This is a genomic window from Streptomyces endocoffeicus, assembly GCF_016741935.1.
Lineage (GTDB): Bacteria > Actinomycetota > Actinomycetes > Streptomycetales > Streptomycetaceae > Streptomyces > Streptomyces endocoffeicus.
In genome coordinates this window covers 322965-340509 of the sequence record NZ_JAERRG010000002.1, presented here as the reverse complement: position 1 = coordinate 340509, position 17545 = coordinate 322965, and the positions used below count along the sequence as shown (strand labels likewise).

1 protein-coding gene is annotated in these 17545 nt (G+C 74.2%); it reads right to left on the bottom strand.

Annotated elements, in window-relative coordinates; all coding sequences use genetic code 11:
• Positions 1 to 44: 44 nt before the first annotated feature.
• Positions 45 to 17528 (bottom strand): type I polyketide synthase, encoded by a 17484-nt coding sequence (locus JK364_RS08935; protein ID WP_201849375.1) that lies wholly within the window; start codon positions 17526 to 17528, stop codon positions 45 to 47.
• Positions 17529 to 17545: the final 17 nt, after the last annotated feature.

Sequence of the window (17545 nt, the reverse complement as noted above, 5' to 3'; positions counted from 1 at the left end):
AGGAATCCGGAAGGCCTTGTCACTTCACGCCGGCTACGGTCACTTCAGGAGATCCCGAATTCCTTGCCGATGAAGTCGAAGAGGTCGTCGTCCGTGGCGGACTCCAGCTCCTCGGCGACTCCGGCGCCGTCTTCCGGTCCTCGGTCGTCATTCCATTGCGCGAGCAGGGCCTGGAGCCGTGCGGTGACCCTGCTCCGGCCCTCGTCGTCCGGGGCGGCCCCGGCCGCCCCGGCCGCCCCGGCCAGGGCCAGGGACTTCTCCAGCCCGTCGAGCTCCGCGAGCAGCGAGGTGACCGCCGACGCGTCGTCCGGCAGGATCTCGCCGCGCAGGTACTCGACCAGTGCGTTGGGGGTCGGGTAGTCGAAGACCAGCGTCGCCGGGAGGCGGACTCCGGTCGTCGCGTTGAGACGGTTGCGGAGCTCGACCGCGGTCAGCGAGTCGAAGCCGACCTCGCTGAACGAGCGGGCCGGGTCGACCGTCTCCGGGCCCGGGTAGCCGAGGACGGCCGCCACCTGGGCGCAGACCAGCTCCAGCAGCACCTCCTCGCGCTCGGGCCCGGAGAGCCCGGCGAGCCGCTCGCGCAGCGCCTCGGCACCGGCCGCGGCGGCCGCCGCGGACTCCGCCGCGCGGCGCGCGGGGGCCCGGACCAGGCCGCGGAAGAGCGCGGGCAGCATGCCGCTGCCCGCCTGTGCCCTGAGGGCGGCCATGTCGAGCGGCAGCGGTACGAGGAGGGGCTCGTCCGAGCCCTGTGCGGCGCCCTGTGCGGCGCCCTGTGCGACGCCCTGTGTGGCGCTCAGTGCGGCGTCGAACAGTTCCATGCCGCTCTCGGCCGTGAGCACGCCGACGCCGCCGCGCCGGATGCGGGCGATCTCGGCCTCGTCCAGCTCACCGCCCATGCCTCCGGCCACCGACCACAGGCCCCAGGCGAGGGAGGTGGCGGGCAGGCCGCCTGCGCGGCGGTGCTGGGCAAGGGCGTCCAGGAAGGCGTTGGCCGCCGCGTAGTTGCCCTGGCCGGGGCCGCCGAAGACGCCTGCGGCCGAGCTGAACAGGATGAACGCGGACAGGTCCACGTCCTGCGTCAGCTCGTGCAGGTTCCACGCCGCGTGTGCCTTCGGGCGGGCCACGGTGGCCAGGCGCTCGGGGGTGAGCGAGCCGATCACTCCGTCGTCCAGGACGCCTGCCGTGTGGATCACGGCGGTGAGGGGGTGGTCGGCGGGGATGGCCGCGATGGCCTCGGCGAGGGCGTTTCGGTCGGCCGCGTCGCAGGCTGCCCAGTGTGCTTCTGCGCCCAACTCGGTGAGTTCGGTGGTGAGTTCGGCGGCGCCGGGGGCGTTTTGGCCGCGGCGGCTGAGCAGGAGTAGGTGGCGTACGCCGTGCTCGGCCACCAGGTGGCGTGCGAAGAGCGCACCCAGGGTGCCGGTGGCGCCGGTGATCAGGACCGTGCCCTCGGGGTCGAACGCCGGGGTCTCCTGGTCCGTCGCCGCCACGGTGGCCCGTGCCAGCCTTGGCGCCCGGGGGGCGCCTTCGCGGATCGCGATCTGGGGTTCGGCTGTGGCGAGGGCAGTGACCAGGGTGTCTTGGGGCTTGCCCTTGCCGTCGGTGTCCACGAGGACGATGCGGTCCGGGTTTTCCGCCTGGGCGGAGCGGGCCAGGCCCCAGATGGCGGCTTGGGCCGGGTCGGGGGCGGGGGCGTCCGTGCCGGTGTCCGTGCCGGTGCTTACGGCTCCCGTGGTCAGCAGGACCAGGCGTGCGTCCGTGAAGCGGTCGTCGGCCAGCCACTGCTGGAGGAGGGCCAGGGTGTGGGTGGTGGCTCGGTGCGCCGCGTCGGCCGGTGAGGGGCTTTCCCCAATCCCGCCCCTCCCCGAAACCTGGGGCTCCGCCCCAGGACCCCGGTCCTCAAACGCCGGACGGGCTGGAGATGCCGCACCAGCCGAAGGCTCCGCCCCCGAGCCCCGGTCCTCGAGCGCCGGACGGGCTGGAGATGCCGCACCGTGCGAGTGCGGGCCCGGGCGCCCTTCGGGCGTGTCCTCAAGCGCCGGACGGGCTTGATTTGCCTGACCCTGGGCTGCCAGGTCAGCCACGACGTACTTCGGGAGCTGCGTGCCGGAGGCGACCGCCTCTGCCAGCTTGTCCAGATCCGCGTAGGGCTGGAGGCCCAGGGTGTCGGGGCCTACTGCCGTCCAGTGGTTGGGGGTCACCTCGGTGGACTGGGCCGCCACCGGCACCCAGTCCAGGCGGAAGAGGGAGTCGGAGGGGCCGCCGGGGCGGGTTGCGGCGAGCTGGTCCGGGGAGATCGTGCGGAGGGCCAGGCCCTCGACCGATGCCACCGGGGCGCCTGTGGTGTCGGCCAGCTCCAGGGTCACCGTGCCCGTGGCCGTGCCGTCCAGCCGCACGCGTAGGGCCGAGGCGCCCACCGCGTGCAGGGATACTCCGGTCCAGGAGAAGGGCAGGCGGCCCTGGCCGTTGCCCTCTTCGGCCGCGGCCAGACCGAGTGCGTGCAGGGCCGCGTCCAGTAGCGCCGGGTGGAGTCCGAACGCGCTCGCGTCGGACTTGCGGTCCTCCGGCAGGCGTACCTCGGCGAACACCTCGTCCCCGCGCCGCCAGGCGGCCGTCAGGCCCTGGAAGACCGGGCCGTAGGCGAAGCCCGAATCGGCCAGGCCCTCGTAGAGGCCCTCTACCTCGACCCTTTCGGCTTCCGCCGGGGGCCAGGCTGTCAGGTTGAACGACGGGGTCGTGGCGTCCGACGCCGCCAGCGCTCCCGTTGCGTGGCGCAGCCACGGTTCGTCCGTCGGGGCGCCCTCGGCACGCGAGTGCAGGGTCAGCGCGCGGCGGCCGGTGTCGTCGGGGGCGGCGAGGGAGAGTCGGAGTTGGATGGCGCCCTGGTCCGGGACGATCAGGGGGGCTTCCAGGGTGAGTTCGTCGAGGCGGTCGCAGCCCGCGTGGTCCCCGGCGCGCAGGGCCAGTTCCACGAAGGCGGTGCCGGGCAGCAGCACCGTGCCCATGACGGCGTGGTCGGCCAGCCAGGGCTGGGTCTGGAGGGAGAGCCGTCCGGTGAAGGCGATGCCGTCCGAATCGGGCAGTTCCACGGCGGCGCCCAGCAGCGGGTGGCCCGCCGCGTGCAGGCCGATCGCGGTGGCGTCGCCGCCGACCGGTCCGGCGTCCAGCCAGAACGAGCGGCGCTGGAAGGCGTACGTCGGCAGATCGACCAGTCGCGGGCCGTACGGGGCGTACAGCGGACCGAAGTCCACGGCGGCGCCCCGGACATGGGCGGTGCCGATCGCCGTGAGCAGCGTCTCGGCCTCGGGGCGGCCCTTGCGCAGCGCGGCGGCGAAGGCGGCCGCGTCGGCGTCGGTCACGCAGTCCTGGGCCATGGCGGTCAGGACACCGTCGGGGCCCAGTTCCAGGTAGGTGGTGATGCCCTGGGCCTCCATCGTCCGGACACCGTCCAGGAAGCGCACGGCCTCGCGGACGTGGCGCACCCAGAAGTCGGCCGTCATGATCTCCTCGGCGGAGACCACGGCACCGGTCAGGTTGGACACGATCGGGATGCGCGGGGGCTGGTACGTCACCTCGTGCGCCACCTCGCGGAAGGCGTCCAGCATGCCGTCCATGTGGGGCGAGTGGAACGCGTGGCTGACGGTGAGCCGCTTGGTCTTGCGGCCCTCCGCCTCGAAGGCCGCCGCGATCTCCAGTGCCGCGTCCTCGTCGCCCGCGACCACGACCGAGGTCGGGCCGTTGACGGCGGCGATGCTCACGCGCTTGCCGAGCCGCGGGGTCACCTCGTCCTCGGACGCCTGGACGGCGATCATCGCGCCACCGGCGGGCAGCCGCTGCATCAGCCGGCCACGGGCGGCCACCAGCTTGGCGGCGTCGTCGAGCGACAGCACACCGGCGACATGGGCCGCCGCCAGTTCGCCGATGGAGTGGCCGGAGAGGAAGTCCGGCTTCACACCCCACGCCTCGACCAGGCGGAACAGCGCCACCTCGATCGCGAACAGCGCGGGCTGGGTGAACCCGGTCCGGTCCAGCTGCTCCGCGTCGTCCCCGAACATCACCGTCTTCAGCGGTCGTTCGAGATGCGGGTCCAGCGCGTCGCAGATCTCGTCCAGCGCCTCCGCGAACGCCGGGTAGGCGTCGTAGAGCTCACGGCCCATGCCGAGCCGCTGGCTGCCCTGGCCGGTGAACAGGACGGCCAGCTTGCCGCCCTCGGCTACCGCGCCCTCGACAAGACCGGTCGTGGTGCGGCCCTCGGCGAGGGCGTCGAGACCGGCCAGGAAGGCGTCCCGGTCCCGGGCGACGAGGGTCGCCCGGTGCTCGAAGGGCACCCGGGAGGTGACCAGGGAGTGGCCGAGGTCGGCCAGGGACGGCTCGGGACGGTCGGCCACATGGGCGCGGAGCCGGGCCCCCTGGGCGCGCAGCGCCTCGGGGGTCTTGGCGGACAGCACCCACGGCAGCACGGACGGCAGCGCCGACGGCAGCACGGACGGCAGCGCCGACGGCAGCACGGACGGCTCACCCGGCGGGAGCGCGGAAGCCTCGGCCGTCTCGGGCTCCGGCACCTGCTCGATGATGGTGTGCGCGTTGGTGCCGCTCATGCCGAAGGACGAGATACCGGCCCGGCGCGGACGCCCGGTCTCCGGCCACTCCCGCGCCTCGCTCAGCAGCGACACCGCACCCGCCGCCCAGTCCACATGCGGCGACGGCTCATCGATGTGCAGCGACTTCGGCAGCACTCCGTGGCGCATCGCCTGCACCATCTTGATGATGCCCGCGACACCGGCCGCGGCCTGGGTGTGGCCGAAGTTGGACTTGATCGAGCCCAGCCACAGGGGCTGCTCGGGAGACTTCTCCTTGCCGTACGTGGCCAGCAGCGCCTGCGCCTCGATCGGGTCGCCCAGCGTCGTACCCGTACCGTGCGCCTCCACCGCGTCCACATCACCAGCCGTCAGACCCGCGTTCGCCAGCGCCTGACGGATCACCCGCTGCTGCGACGGACCGTTCGGCGCCGTCAGACCATTCGACGCACCGTCCTGGTTGACCGCCGTGCCCCGCACGACCGCCAGCACCTTGTGGCCGTTGCGCCGGGCGTCCGAGAGCCGCTCCACCAGCAGCATGCCCACGCCCTCACCCCAGGCCGTGCCGTCGGCGGCCGCGGCGAACGGCTTGCAGCGGCCGTTCCTGGCCAGGCCGCGCTGGCGGCTGAACTCGGTGAAGACGTCGGGGGTGGTGATGATGGTGACACCGCCCGCGAGCGCCATCGTGCACTCGCCGTTGCGCAGCGCCTGCGCCGCCAGGTGCAGCGCCACCAACGACGACGAACACGCCGTGTCGACGGTGACGGCCGGACCCTCGAAGCCGAAGGTGTACGCCACCCGGCCGGAGGCGATGCTGCTGGAGCCGCCGGTGCCGAGATAGCCCTCGACGCCCTCCGGGACGGTGTGCAGCCGGGACACGTAGTCGTTGTGCATCTGGCCGACGAACACGCCGACCTGCTTGCCGCGCAGCGCCCCCGGGTCGAGGCCCGCCCGCTCGAAGGACTCCCAGGAGGTCTCCAGCAGCAGCCGCTGCTGGGGGTCCATGGCGAGCGCCTCGCGCGGGTTGATGCCGAAGAAGGCCGGGTCGAAGTGGTGGGCGTCGTAGTAGAAGCCGCCCTCGCGGGCGTACGAGGTGCCGGGCCGGTCCGGGTCCGGGTCGTAGAACGCCTCGAGGTCCCAGCCCCGGTCCTCCGGCAGCCGGGCGATGCCGTCCCGGCCCTCGGCCAGCAGCTCCCACAGGTCCTCGGGGGTGCGCACATCCCCGGGGAAGCGGCAGCTCATCGCGATGATGGCGATCGGGTCGTCCTCGTCCGTCCCGGCGCCCGCCGGGCCCTCGGCCCGTGCGGGGACGGCCGCGGCCGCCTCGGAGCCGAGCAGTTCCGCCAGCAGATATCCGGCGAGCGCGGTCGGCGTCGGGTAGTCGAAGACCAGCGTGGCGGGCAGCCGCAGCCCGGCGGCGGCGCCGAGGCGGTTGCGGAACTCCACCGCGGTCAGCGAGTCGAAGCCGAGGTCCTTGAAGGCCCGGCTCGCCTCCACCGCGTCGGGCGAGTCATGGCCGAGCACCACGGCCACCTGGGCGCGCACCAGGTCCAGCAGGGTCTGCTCGCGCTCGGCCGCGTCCAGCCGGACCAGCCGCTCCACCAGCGAGGAGCCGTCCTGGGCCGCGCCCGACTCGGCGGTGCGGCGGGTCGTACCGCCGCGCACCAGACCGCGCAGCAGCGGCGGCACCATCTCGATGGGCGCGCCGGTGAGCGGCGCCAGGTCGAGCTGCATGGGCACCAGGAAGGCGTCGCCCACCTCCTGGGCGGCGTCGAACAGCGCCAGGCCCTCGGTGGAGGACAGCCCCAGCACTCCGGAGCGGGTCATCCGGGACTTGTCGGTGGCCTCCAGCTCACCCGTCATCCCGCTGGCCTCGGCCCACAGGCCCCAGGCCAGCGAGGTGGCGGCGAGGCCCTGGGACTGGCGGTGGCGGGCCAGGGCGTCCAGGAAGGAGTTGGCCGCGGCGTAGTTGGCCTGTCCGGGGCCGCCGAACGTCCCGGCCGCCGAGGAGAACAGCACGAACGCGGCCAGGTCCTGGTCGCGGGTCAGCTCGTGCAGATTGACGGCCGCGTCCACCTTGGGGCGCAGCACCTTCTCCAGCCGCTCCGGCGTCAGCGCGTCGATCACCCCGTCGTCCAGCACACCGGCGGTGTGCACCACGGCGGTCAGCGGACGCCCGGCGGGGATGTCGGCCAGGACGGCGGCGAGCGCGTCCCGGTCGGCCGCGTCGCAGGCGGCGATGGTGACCTCGGCGCCCAGCTCGCGCAGCTCGGCGGCGAGTTCGGCCGCGCCCGCGGCCTGCTCACCACGGCGGCTGGTGAGCACCAGGCGGCGTACACCGCGCTCGGTGACCGCGTGCCGGGCGACCAGGCCGCCCAGGGTGCCGGTGCCGCCGGTGATCAGCACCGTGCCGTCCGGGTTCCACGGGGCGGGCACGGTGAGCACGACCTTGCCGATGTGGCGGGCCTGGCTGAGGTAGCGGAACGCGTCCGGGGCCTGCCGCAGATCCCACGCGGTGATCGGCAGCGCCCGCAGCGCGCCCCGCCGGAACAGCTCCAGCAGCTCGCACAGCATCTCCTGGATGCGGTCCAGGCCCGCCTCGGTGAGGTCGAACGCCTGGTAGGAGACGCCGGGGTAGGCGGCGGCGACCTCCTCCGGCGCCCGGACGTCGGTCTTGCCCATCTCGACGAACCGGCCGCCGCGCGGCAGCAGTCGCAGCGACGCGTCCACGAACTCCCGGGCCAGCGAGTCCAGTACGACATCGACGCCGCGACCGCCGCTGGCCTCGCGGAACTTCTCCTCGAAGGCCAGGTCGCGGGAGGAGGCGATCCGGTCGTCGGCCAGCCCCAGCGAGCGCAGCGTGTCCCACTTGCCCTGGCTGGCGGTGGCGTAGACGTCCACGCCCCAGTGGCGGGCCAGCTGGACGGCGGCCATGCCGACACCACCGGCGGCGGCGTGCACCAGCAGCGACTCCCCGCCCTGGAGGCCGGCCAGGTCGCGCAGCGCGTAGTAGGCCGTCATGAAGACGATCGGCACGGACGCGGCCTGGGCGTACGACCAGCCCTCCGGCATCGGCACGACCATGCGGCGGTCCACAGCCACCAGCGGGCCGAAGCCGCCGGGCAGCATGCCCATCACCCGGTCGCCGGGCGCCAGATCGGTGACCCCGGGGCCGGTCTCGAGGACGACTCCCGCGCCCTCGCTGCCCATCAGGCCCGCGTCACCGGGGTACATGCCGAGCGCGTTGAGCACATCGCGGAAGTTCACACCGGCGGCCCGGACCGCGACCCGCACCTGCCCGGCCTCCAGCGGCGCGGCGGCCTCCGGGCTGGGCAGCAGGGTGAGGTTCTCCAGGGTGCCCTTGTCCTGGATGTCCAGCCGCCAGGCCGGTTCACCGGGCGGCGGCACCATGGGCCCACTGGCGGCGGTGCGCGCCAGCCGGGGGGCGTGGACGGCGCCCCGGCGCAGTACGAACTGCGGCTCGCCGGAGGCGAGCGCGGCGCCCAGCGCCTCGTAGGAGGCGTCGGTGCCGTCGAGGTCCACCAGCACCAGCCGGTCCGGGTTCTCCGACTGCGCCGAGCGCACCAGACCCCACACCGGGGCGTGCGGCAGGTCGTGGGTCCCGGCGTCGCCCGCGGTGGCGACCGCGCCCCGGGTGACGAGCACCAGCTGGGACGCGGCGAACCGGTCGTCGGCCAGCCACGCCCGGACGAGCGCCAGCGTCCGCTGGGTGGCGGTGTGGACGGCGGCGGTCACCTCGTCACCGGTGGCGCCGCGCGGGTCGAGGTACGCCAGGACGTACGCGGGGGCGTCCCCGGCAGCGGCCAGCGCGTCCAGGTCGGCGTGGATCGCGGCACCGGAGGTCAGCGGGGCGGGCGTGCCCTCGCCCTCGCCGAGCACCGTCCAGGACGCGGCCGGGCTCTCGGTGGACATCGGCACGGTCGCCCAGTCCAGCCGGTACAGCGACTCGTGGTACGCGGCGGAGCGGCCCTCGGCGAGCTGCCCGGCCGAGACCGGGCGCAGCGCGAGCTGCTCGACCGAGGCCACCGGGGCACCGGTGCCGTCGGCCAGCTCCAGCGACACGCCGTCGGCACCGGCCGGGGTCAGCCGGACCCGGAGCGCGTCGGCGCCGACCGCGTGCAGCGACACCCCGCTCCAGGAGAACGGCAGCCGGCCCTGCTCATCGCCGTCCGCGCGGGCGAACGTGCTGTGCAGCGCGGCGTCCAGCAGCGCCGGGTGCAGCCCGAACCCGCCCGCGTCGGCCTTGCGGTCCTCCGGCAGCCGCACCTCGGCGAACACCTCGTCGCCGCGCAGCCAGGCCGCCGTCAGCCCCTGGAACATCGGGCCGTACGCGAAACCGCCCTGCGCCAGGTGCTCGTAGAGCCCCTCGACCTCGGCGGGCTCGGCGCCCTGCGGCGGCCATGCCGTCAGGTCGAACGAGGGCCGCGGGCCACCGGCCACCAGCACACCGCTCGCATGCCGGATCCACGGCAGCTCGGCGGGCGCGTCCTGCGCCCGCGAGTACAGCTCCAGCGTGCGGTGCCCGTCCTGACGCGGGGCGCCGACGACGATCTGCAGCTGGACCGCGCCACGCTCGGGCAGCACCAGCGGCGCCTCGATCGTCAGCTCGTCCAGCCGGTCGCAGCCCACCTGGTCACCGGCGCGGATGGCCAGTTCGACGAAGGCGGTGCCGGGCAGCAGGACGGTGCCCATGACGGCGTGGTCGGCCAGCCACGGGTGGCTTTCCAGAGACAGCCGACCGGTGAACAGGAAGCCGTCGGAGTCCGCCAGCGGCACGGCCGCGCCCAGCAGCGGGTGGTCGGCCCGGTCCAGGCCCGCCGACTCCACGTCGCCCACGAAGCCCGCGGGGGACGTCAGCCAGAAGCGGCGGTGCTGGAAGGCATAGGTCGGCAGGTCGACGCGGTGAGCGCCGGTCCCGGCGAAGTACGCGGCCCAGTCCGGGGTCACACCACGGACGTACAGGGCGGCGAGGGCGGTGGCGACGGTCTCGGCCTCGGCGCGGTCCTTGCGCAGCGCGGCGGCGAAACCGGCAGCCGCGTCGGCGTCGGCGTCGGTGACGCACTCCTGGGCCATCGCGGAGAGCACACCGTCGGGGCCGAGTTCGAGGTAGGTGGTGACGCCCTGGGCCTCCAGGGTGCGGATGCCATCCAGGAAGCGGACGGCCTCGCGGACGTGGCGCACCCAGAAGTCGGGGGTGGTGATCTCGTCGGCGGAGACCACGTTTCCGGTGAGGTTGGAGACGATCGGAATGCGCGGGGCCTCGTACGCGAGCCCCTCCGCCACCTCGCGGAACGCCTCCAGCATCCCGTCCATACGCGGCGAGTGGAACGCGTGGCTGACGGTGAGCCGCTTGGTCTTACGACCCCGCGCCTCGAAACCGGCAGCGATCTCGGCCGCCGCGTCCTCGTCGCCCGCGATGACCACGGAGGCCGGGCCGTTGAGGGCGGCTATCGAGACGCGCTCGTTGAGCAGCGGCGCCACCTCGTCCTCGGACGCCTGGACGGCGATCATCGCGCCACCGGCCGGAAGCGCCTGCATCAACCGCCCACGCGCCGCCACCAGCTTCGCGGCGTCCGCGAGCGAGAGCACACCCGCCACATGCGCGGCGGCCAGCTCACCGATGGAGTGCCCGGAGAGGAAGTCGGGCCGCAGCCCCCACGCCTCCGAGACCAGCCGGAACAGCGCCACCTCGATGGCGAACAGCGCGGGCTGGGTGAACCCTGTCTGGTCCAGCTCCGCCGCGTCGTCCCCGAACACCACCGTCTTCAGCGGTCGTTCGAGATACGCGTCCAGTTCGTCGCAGACGGTGTCGAACGACTCCGCGAACACCGGGTAGGCGTCGTAGAGCTCACGGCCCATGCCGAGCCGCTGGCTGCCCTGCCCGGTGAACAGGAAGGCCACCTTGCCGTCCGCCACCGAGCCCTGGACCAGCCCCGCGGCCGACTCGCCGCGCGCCAGCGCCTCCAGGCCCGAGATCAGCGCCGCACGGTCCCCGCCGACCACGACGGCGCGGTGGTCCAGCGCGGCACGGGAGGTCGCGAGCGAGTACGCCAGGTCGGTCGGGGAGACGTCCGGCCGCTGTTCGAGGTCGGCGAGCAGCCGCTCGGCCTGCGCCCGCAGCGCGTCGGCGTTCTTCCCGGACACGGTCCACGGCAGCACGGACGGCCGGGCGGCCGGAAGCGCGGAGCCCTCGGCCGGTTCGGTCTCCGGCGCCTGCTCGATGATGGCGTGCGCGTTGGTGCCGCTGACGCCGAAGGAGGAGACACCGGCCCGGCGCGGACGCCCGGTCTCCGGCCACTCCCGCGCCTCGCTCAGCAGCGACACCGCACCCGCCGCCCAGTCCACATGCGGCGACGGCTCGTCGAGGTGCAGCGACCGGGGCAGTACGCCGTGGTGCATGGCCTGCACCATCTTGATGATGCCCGCGACACCGGCGGCGGCCTGGGTGTGGCCGAAGTTGGACTTGATGGAGCCCAGCCACAGCGGCTGGTCCTCGGTCTTCTCCTTGCCGTACGTGGCCAGCAGCGCCTGCGCCTCGATCGGGTCGCCCAGCGTGGTGCCCGTGCCGTGCGCCTCGACCGCGTCCACATCACCAGCCGTCAGGCGTGCGTTCGCCAGCGCCTGCCGGATCACCCGCTGCTGGGAGGGGCCGTTCGGCGCCGTCAGACCATTGGACGCACCGTCCTGGTTGACGGCCGTGCCCCGCACGACCGCCAGCACCTTGTGGCCGTTCTTCTCCGCGTCCGACAGCCGCTCGACGAGCAGCATGCCCACGCCCTCGGCCCAGCCGGTGCCGTCCGCGTCGGCCGAGAAGGACTTGCAGCGGCCGCTGGCCGAAAGACCGCCCTGGCGGCTGAAGTCGATGAAGGTGTCCGGGGTGGACATGACGGTGACACCGCCCGCGAGGGCCATCGTGCACTCGCCGTTGCGCAGCGCCTGCGCCGCCAGATGCAGCGCCACCAGCGACGACGAACACGCCGTGTCGATGGTGACCGCCGGGCCCTCCAGACCGAAGGTGTACGCCACCCGGCCGGAGGCCACGCTGCCCGCCGTACCGGTGCCGAGGTAGCCCTCCAGGCCCTCCGGCAGGGCGGTCAGCCGGGAGAGGTAGTCGTGGTACATGACGCCCGCGAAGACGCCGGTCTTGCTGCCGCGTACGGTCGCCGGGTCGATCCCGGCCCGCTCGAACGCCTCCCAGGAGCTCTCCAGCAGCAGCCGCTGGTGGGGGTCCATGGCGAGGGCTTCACGCGGGTTGATGCCGAAGAAGTCGGGGTCGAACTCGCCCGCGTCGTAGAGGAATCCGCCCTCGATGGTGGCGCTGGTGCCCGTCTGCTCGGGGTCGTCGCCCAGCAGCCCCTCCAGCTGCCAGCCGCGGTCGGTCGGGAAGCCGGAGATGGCGTCCACCGAGCCGGTGACCAGCTGCCACAGCTCCTCGGGGCTGGTGACCCCGCCGGGGTAGCGGCAGCTCATGCCGACGATGGCGATGGGCTCGTCGTCGGCGACGGCCACGGTGGCGGCCGGGGCCGCGGCGGCCTCGTCGGCCTGGTCGCCGAGGATCTCGGTGCGCAGGAATCCGGCGAGCGCGGTCGGCGTCGGGTAGTCGAAGACGAGGGTGGCCGGGAGCCGTACGCCGGTGACGGCGCCGAGGCGGTTGCGCAGCTCGACGGCGGTGAGCGAGTCGAAGCCCAGCTCCTTGAAGGCGCGTGCCGAGCCGACGGCCTCCGGGCCCGCGTAGCCGAGGACGGCGGCCACCTGACCGCAGACGATCTCCAGCAGCAGCCGGTCGCGCTCGGGGACGGACAGCCCGAGGAGCCGGTCGGCGAGCCCGCCGGGGGCGGCGGCGCCGCCCGCCTCGACCACCCGGCGGCCGGGGGCCCGCACCAGGCCGCGCAGCAGCGCGGGGACCATGGTGGCGTCGGCGTGGCGCAGCGGCGCCAGGTCCAGGTGCATGGGGACGAGCGCGGGGTCGCCCACGGCGCGGGCGGTGTCCAGGAGGGCGAGGCCCTCCTCGGAGGAGAGGGCGGCCACTCCGGCGCGGGTGATGCGCTGGATGTCGGCGTCGTCCAGGTCGCCGGTCATCCCGCTGCGCTCGGCCCACAGGCCCCAGGCGAGGGCGGTGGCGGGCAGCCCCTGGGCGCGGCGCCGGTGGGCGAGGGCGTCCAGGAAGGCGTTGGCGGCCGCGTAGTTGGCCTGGCCGGGGCCGCCGAGCGTTCCGGCGGCGGCGGAGAACAGGACGAACGCCGACAGGTCCAGCTCGCGCGTCAGCTCGTGGAGGTGCCACGCGGCGTCCACCTTGGGCGGCAGGACGCGGTCGACGCGCTCGGCAGTCAGCGAGCCGATGACACCGTCGTCGAGCACACCGGCGGTGTGCACCACGGCGGTCAGCGGGTGCTCGGCCGGGATGGCGGCCAGCACCTCGGCGAGCGCGGCGCGGTCGGCCACGTCGCAGGCGGCGAGGGTGACCTCGGCGCCCGACTCGCGCAGCTCGGCGACGAGTTCGGCGGCGCCGTGGGCGTCTCCCCCGCGCCTGCTGAGCAGCAGCAGATGGCGTATGCCGTGCTCGGCCACCAAGTGGCGGGCGACCAGCCCGCCGAGGGTGCCGGTGGCGCCGGTGACCAGGGCGGTGCCCTCGGGGTCGAGGGCGGGGGCGGTCTGCTCGGGGTCGGCGGCGACCTTGGCCAGGCGCGGTACGACCACGGTCCCGGCGCGGACGGCGAGCTGCGATTCGCCGGTGGCCAGGGCGGCGGAGAGCGCACGGTAGGACTCGTCGCGGCCATCGATATCGGCGAGGACGAAACGGTCCGGGTTCTCGGACTGCGCGGAGCGCAGCAGACCCCACAGCGGGGCGTGGACCAGGTCCTCGGTGTCGGCGTCCGTCGAGGTGGCGACGGCGCCACGGGTGGCGATCACCAGCCGGGAGCCCTCGAAGCGGGCGTCGGCGAGCCAGTTCTGGACCAGCTCCAGCGCGCGGTGCAGGGCCTCGCGCACGGCGGTCTCGACGGGCAGCCCGGTGTCATCCGCGAAGAACGGCGCGACGACGGCCCGCGGCACCGGGGCCCCGGCGTCCACGGCCGCGCCGAGCGCGGCCAGGTCGGCGTATCCGGCGGCGGTGGGCAGGGCGAGGGCGAGCTCGGGGTGTTCGGCGCCCAGCACCGCCCACTGCCCGGCCACGACGGTGGTGTTGGCGGGGACCGGCGCGTGGGCCCACTCGACGTGGAACAGCGCCTCGTGGAAGGCGCCGCGCGCGGCGTGCACCTGGTCGGGCGAGACGGGGCGCAGCAGCAGCGAGTCGACGGAGGCGACGGGCGCGCCGCTCTCATCCGTCACCAGCACGGCCACCGCGTCCTGACCGGCGGGCGAGAGCCGGACGCGCAGCGTGGCGGCGCCCACGGCGTGCAGCCGGACACCGCTCCAGGAGAAGGGGAGGCGGCCGTGTTCGGTGTCCTCCAGGAGGGAGCCGATGCCCACGGCGTGCAGGGCCGCGTCCAGCAGCGCCGGGTGCAGCCCGAACAGCTCGGCCTCGGCGCGGGCGCTCTCGGGCAGCCGCACCTCGGCGTACACGTGGTCGCCGTGCTGCCAAGCGCCCTGGAGCCCCTGGAAGACCGGGCCGTAGGCGAATCCGGTCTCGGCGAGCCATTCGTAGAGGCCGTCCACGGGGACCTCGGTGGCACCGGCCGGGGGCCATGCGGTGAGGTGCTCGTCAGGGGTGGTGGCGCCGGCGGCGAGCACACCGGTGGCGTGGCGGGTCCAGTCGCCCTCGCCCCAGGTGCCGTCGGGGGCCTCCTCCAGGCGCGAGTGCAGGGTCAGCGAGCGGCGGCCGGTCTCGTCCGGCGCGCCCACGGACACCTGGAGCTGGACGCCGCCCTGCGGGGGCAGCACCAGCGGGGCCTCGAGGGTGAGCTCCTCCAGGACGTCCGCGCCCGCGTGGTCACCCGCGCGGATGGCCAGCTCGACGAAGGCGGTGCCGGGCAGCAGCACGGTGTCCATGACGGCGTGGTCGGCCAGCCACGGGTGGGTCTGGAGGGACAGCCGCCCGGTGAACAGGAATCCGGCGCCGTCGGCGAGCGACACGGCGGCGCCGAGCAGCGGATGGTCGGCGGAGCCGAGCCCGGAGGCGGTGACGTCGCCGGTCCACGGGCCGGGCGGCTCGGGCCAGTACAGCTCGCGCTGGAAGGCGTAGGTGGGCAGTTCGACGCGGCGGGCGCCGGAGCCCTCGAAAACCGCGGCCCAGTCGACGGCCACGCCGTGGACATGGGCGCGGGCGAGGGCGCCCGCCAGGGCGGTGGCCTCGGGGCGGTCGCCGCGCAGCACGGGCACGAACGCGGCGCCGTCGCCGGTGACGCAGTCCTGCGCCATGGCGGAGAGCACCCCGTCGGGGCCCAGCTCCACATACGTGGCGACGTCGTACTCCTCGAGCCGGCGGATGCCGTCGGTGAAGCGGACCGCCTCGCGGACGTGCCGGACCCAGTAGTCGGGCGAGCAGATCTCGTCGGCGGAGACCGAACCGCCGGTGAGGTTGGAGATGATGGGGATGACCGGCGGGGCGTAGGTCACCTGCCGCGCGACCTCGCGGAAGGCGTCCAGCATGCCGTCCATGCGCGGTGAGTGGAACGCGTGGCTGACGGTGAGCCGCTTGGTCTTGCGGCCCCGCGCCTCGAAGCCGGCCGCGATCGCGACAGCCGCGTCCTCGTCACCCGCGATGACGACCGACGTCGGCCCGTTGAGGGCGGCGATCGAGACCCGCTCGGTGAGCAGCGGCGCCACCTCGTCCTCGGACGCCTGGATCGCGATCATCGCGCCACCGGCGGGCAGTTCCTCCATCAGCCGGCCGCGCGCGGCCACCAGCTTCGCCGCGTCCGCGAGCGACAGCACGCCCGCCACCTGCGCGGCGGCCAGTTCACCGATGGAGTGGCCGACGAGGAAGTCAGGCTTGACGCCCCACGTCTCCAGCAGCCGGAACAGCGCCACTTCGAGGGCGAACAGCGCGGGCTGGGTGTAGCCGGTGCGGTCCAGCAGCCCGCTGTCGTCCGATCCGCTGTCGTCCGACCCGCTGTCGTCGCCGAACATCACCTCGCGCAGCGGCCGCTGAAGGTGCTGGTCGAACTCGGCGCACACCTCGTCCAGGGCGCGGGCGAAGGCCGGGACGGCCGCGTACAGCTCACGGCCCATTCCGGGGCGCTGGCTGCCCTGGCCGGTGAAGAGGAACGCGACCTTGCCCTCGGCGACCTCGTCCCGGACGACGCCGCCCGCGGGGGCGTCCGAGGGGGCGTCCGCGGCGAGTTCGGCCAGTCCGCGCAGCAGTTCGTCGCGGCCGCCCTCGCCCGTGAGGACCACGGCCCGGTGGTCCAGTGCGGCGCGGGTGGTGGCCAGCGAGTGGGCCAGGTCGACCAGGCCGAGGCCCGGGTCGTCCCGCAACCGGGCGGTGAGCCGCTCGGCCTGGGCGCGCAGCGCCGGTGCGCTCTGCGCGGACACCAGCAGCGGCACCTGCCCGCCGATGCCGGTCCACTCCGAGGGCGTCGTGTCATCGCCGGGGGCCTCGCGGTCCTCGGCGGGTGCCTGCTCGATGACGGTGTGCGCGTTCGTACCGCTCACACCGAAGGAGGAGATGCCCGCGCGGCGCGGCTGGCCGGTCTCCGGCCACGGGGTGTTCTCGGTGAGCAGGGAGACGGCGCCCGCGTCCCAGTCCACGTCCCGGGAGGGCGCGTCGACGTGCAGGGTCCTGGGCAGCACCCCGTGCTCGATGGCCTTGACCATCTTGATGATTCCGGCGACACCGGCGGCGGCCTGGGTGTGCCCGAAGTTGGACTTGACCGAGCCGAGCCACAGCGGGCGGCCCTCGGCCCGGTTCTGCCCGTACGTGGCGAGCAGGGCCTGGGCCTCGATGGGGTCGCCGAGGCTGGTGCCGGTGCCGTGTGCCTCGACGGCGTCCACCTGGGCCGGGGTGAGCCGGGCGTCGGTGAGCGCCTGCCGGATGACGCGCTGCTGGGACGGGCCGTTGGGCGCGGTCAGACCGTTGGAGGCGCCGTCCTGGTTGATGGCGGAGCCACGGACGACGGCCAGCACCTTGTGGCCGTTCTTTCGCGCGTCCGACAGCCGCTCGACGAGCAGCATGCCGACGCCCTCGCCCCAGCCGGTGCCGTCCGCGCCGTCCGCGAACGCCTTGCAGCGGCCGTCGGGCGCGAGACCGCGCTGGCGGCTGAAGTTGATGAACGCGCGCGGGCTGTTCATCACCGTGACACCGCCGGTGAGCGCCAGCGAGCACTCGCCGTTGCGCAGCGCCTGGATGGCCAGGTGCAGTGCCACCAGTGACGCCGAGCACGCGGTGTCGACGGTGAGCGCCGGGCCCTCCAGGCCGAAGGTGTAGGAGATCCGGCCGGAGATGACGCTGGCGGCGTTGCCGGTGAGCAGATACTGCTCCACGCCCTGCGGCAGCGTGTGCATCAGCTCCGGGTAGTCCTGGCCGTTGGTGCCGACGAAGACACCGGCCTTGCTGCCGCGGAGCGTGGCCGGGTCGATCCCGGCCCGCTCGAACGCCTCCCAGGACGTCTCCAGCAGCAGCCGCTGCTGCGGGTCCATGCCGAGGGTCTCGCGCGGGCTGATCCCGAAGAACGCCGCGTCGAACTCGCCCGCGCCGTCGAGGAACCCGCCCTTGTCGGTGTAGCTGGTGCCCTGCTCGTCGGGGTCGTCGGCGAAGAGCGCGTCGGTGTCCCAGCCACGGTCCGTGGGGAAGTCCGCGATGGCGTCACCGCCCGCGGCCACGAGCTCCCACAGCTCCTCCGGAGACGTGACGCCTCCGGGGAACCGGCAGCTCATGCCGACGATCGCGATCGGCTCAGGCTCCTGCGACTCGACCTCGCGAAGACGCTGCCGCGTCTGGTGCAGATCGGCAGTTACCCGCTTGAGGTAGTCGAGGATCTTGTCCTGATCCGACATTGGAGTCTCACCCATGC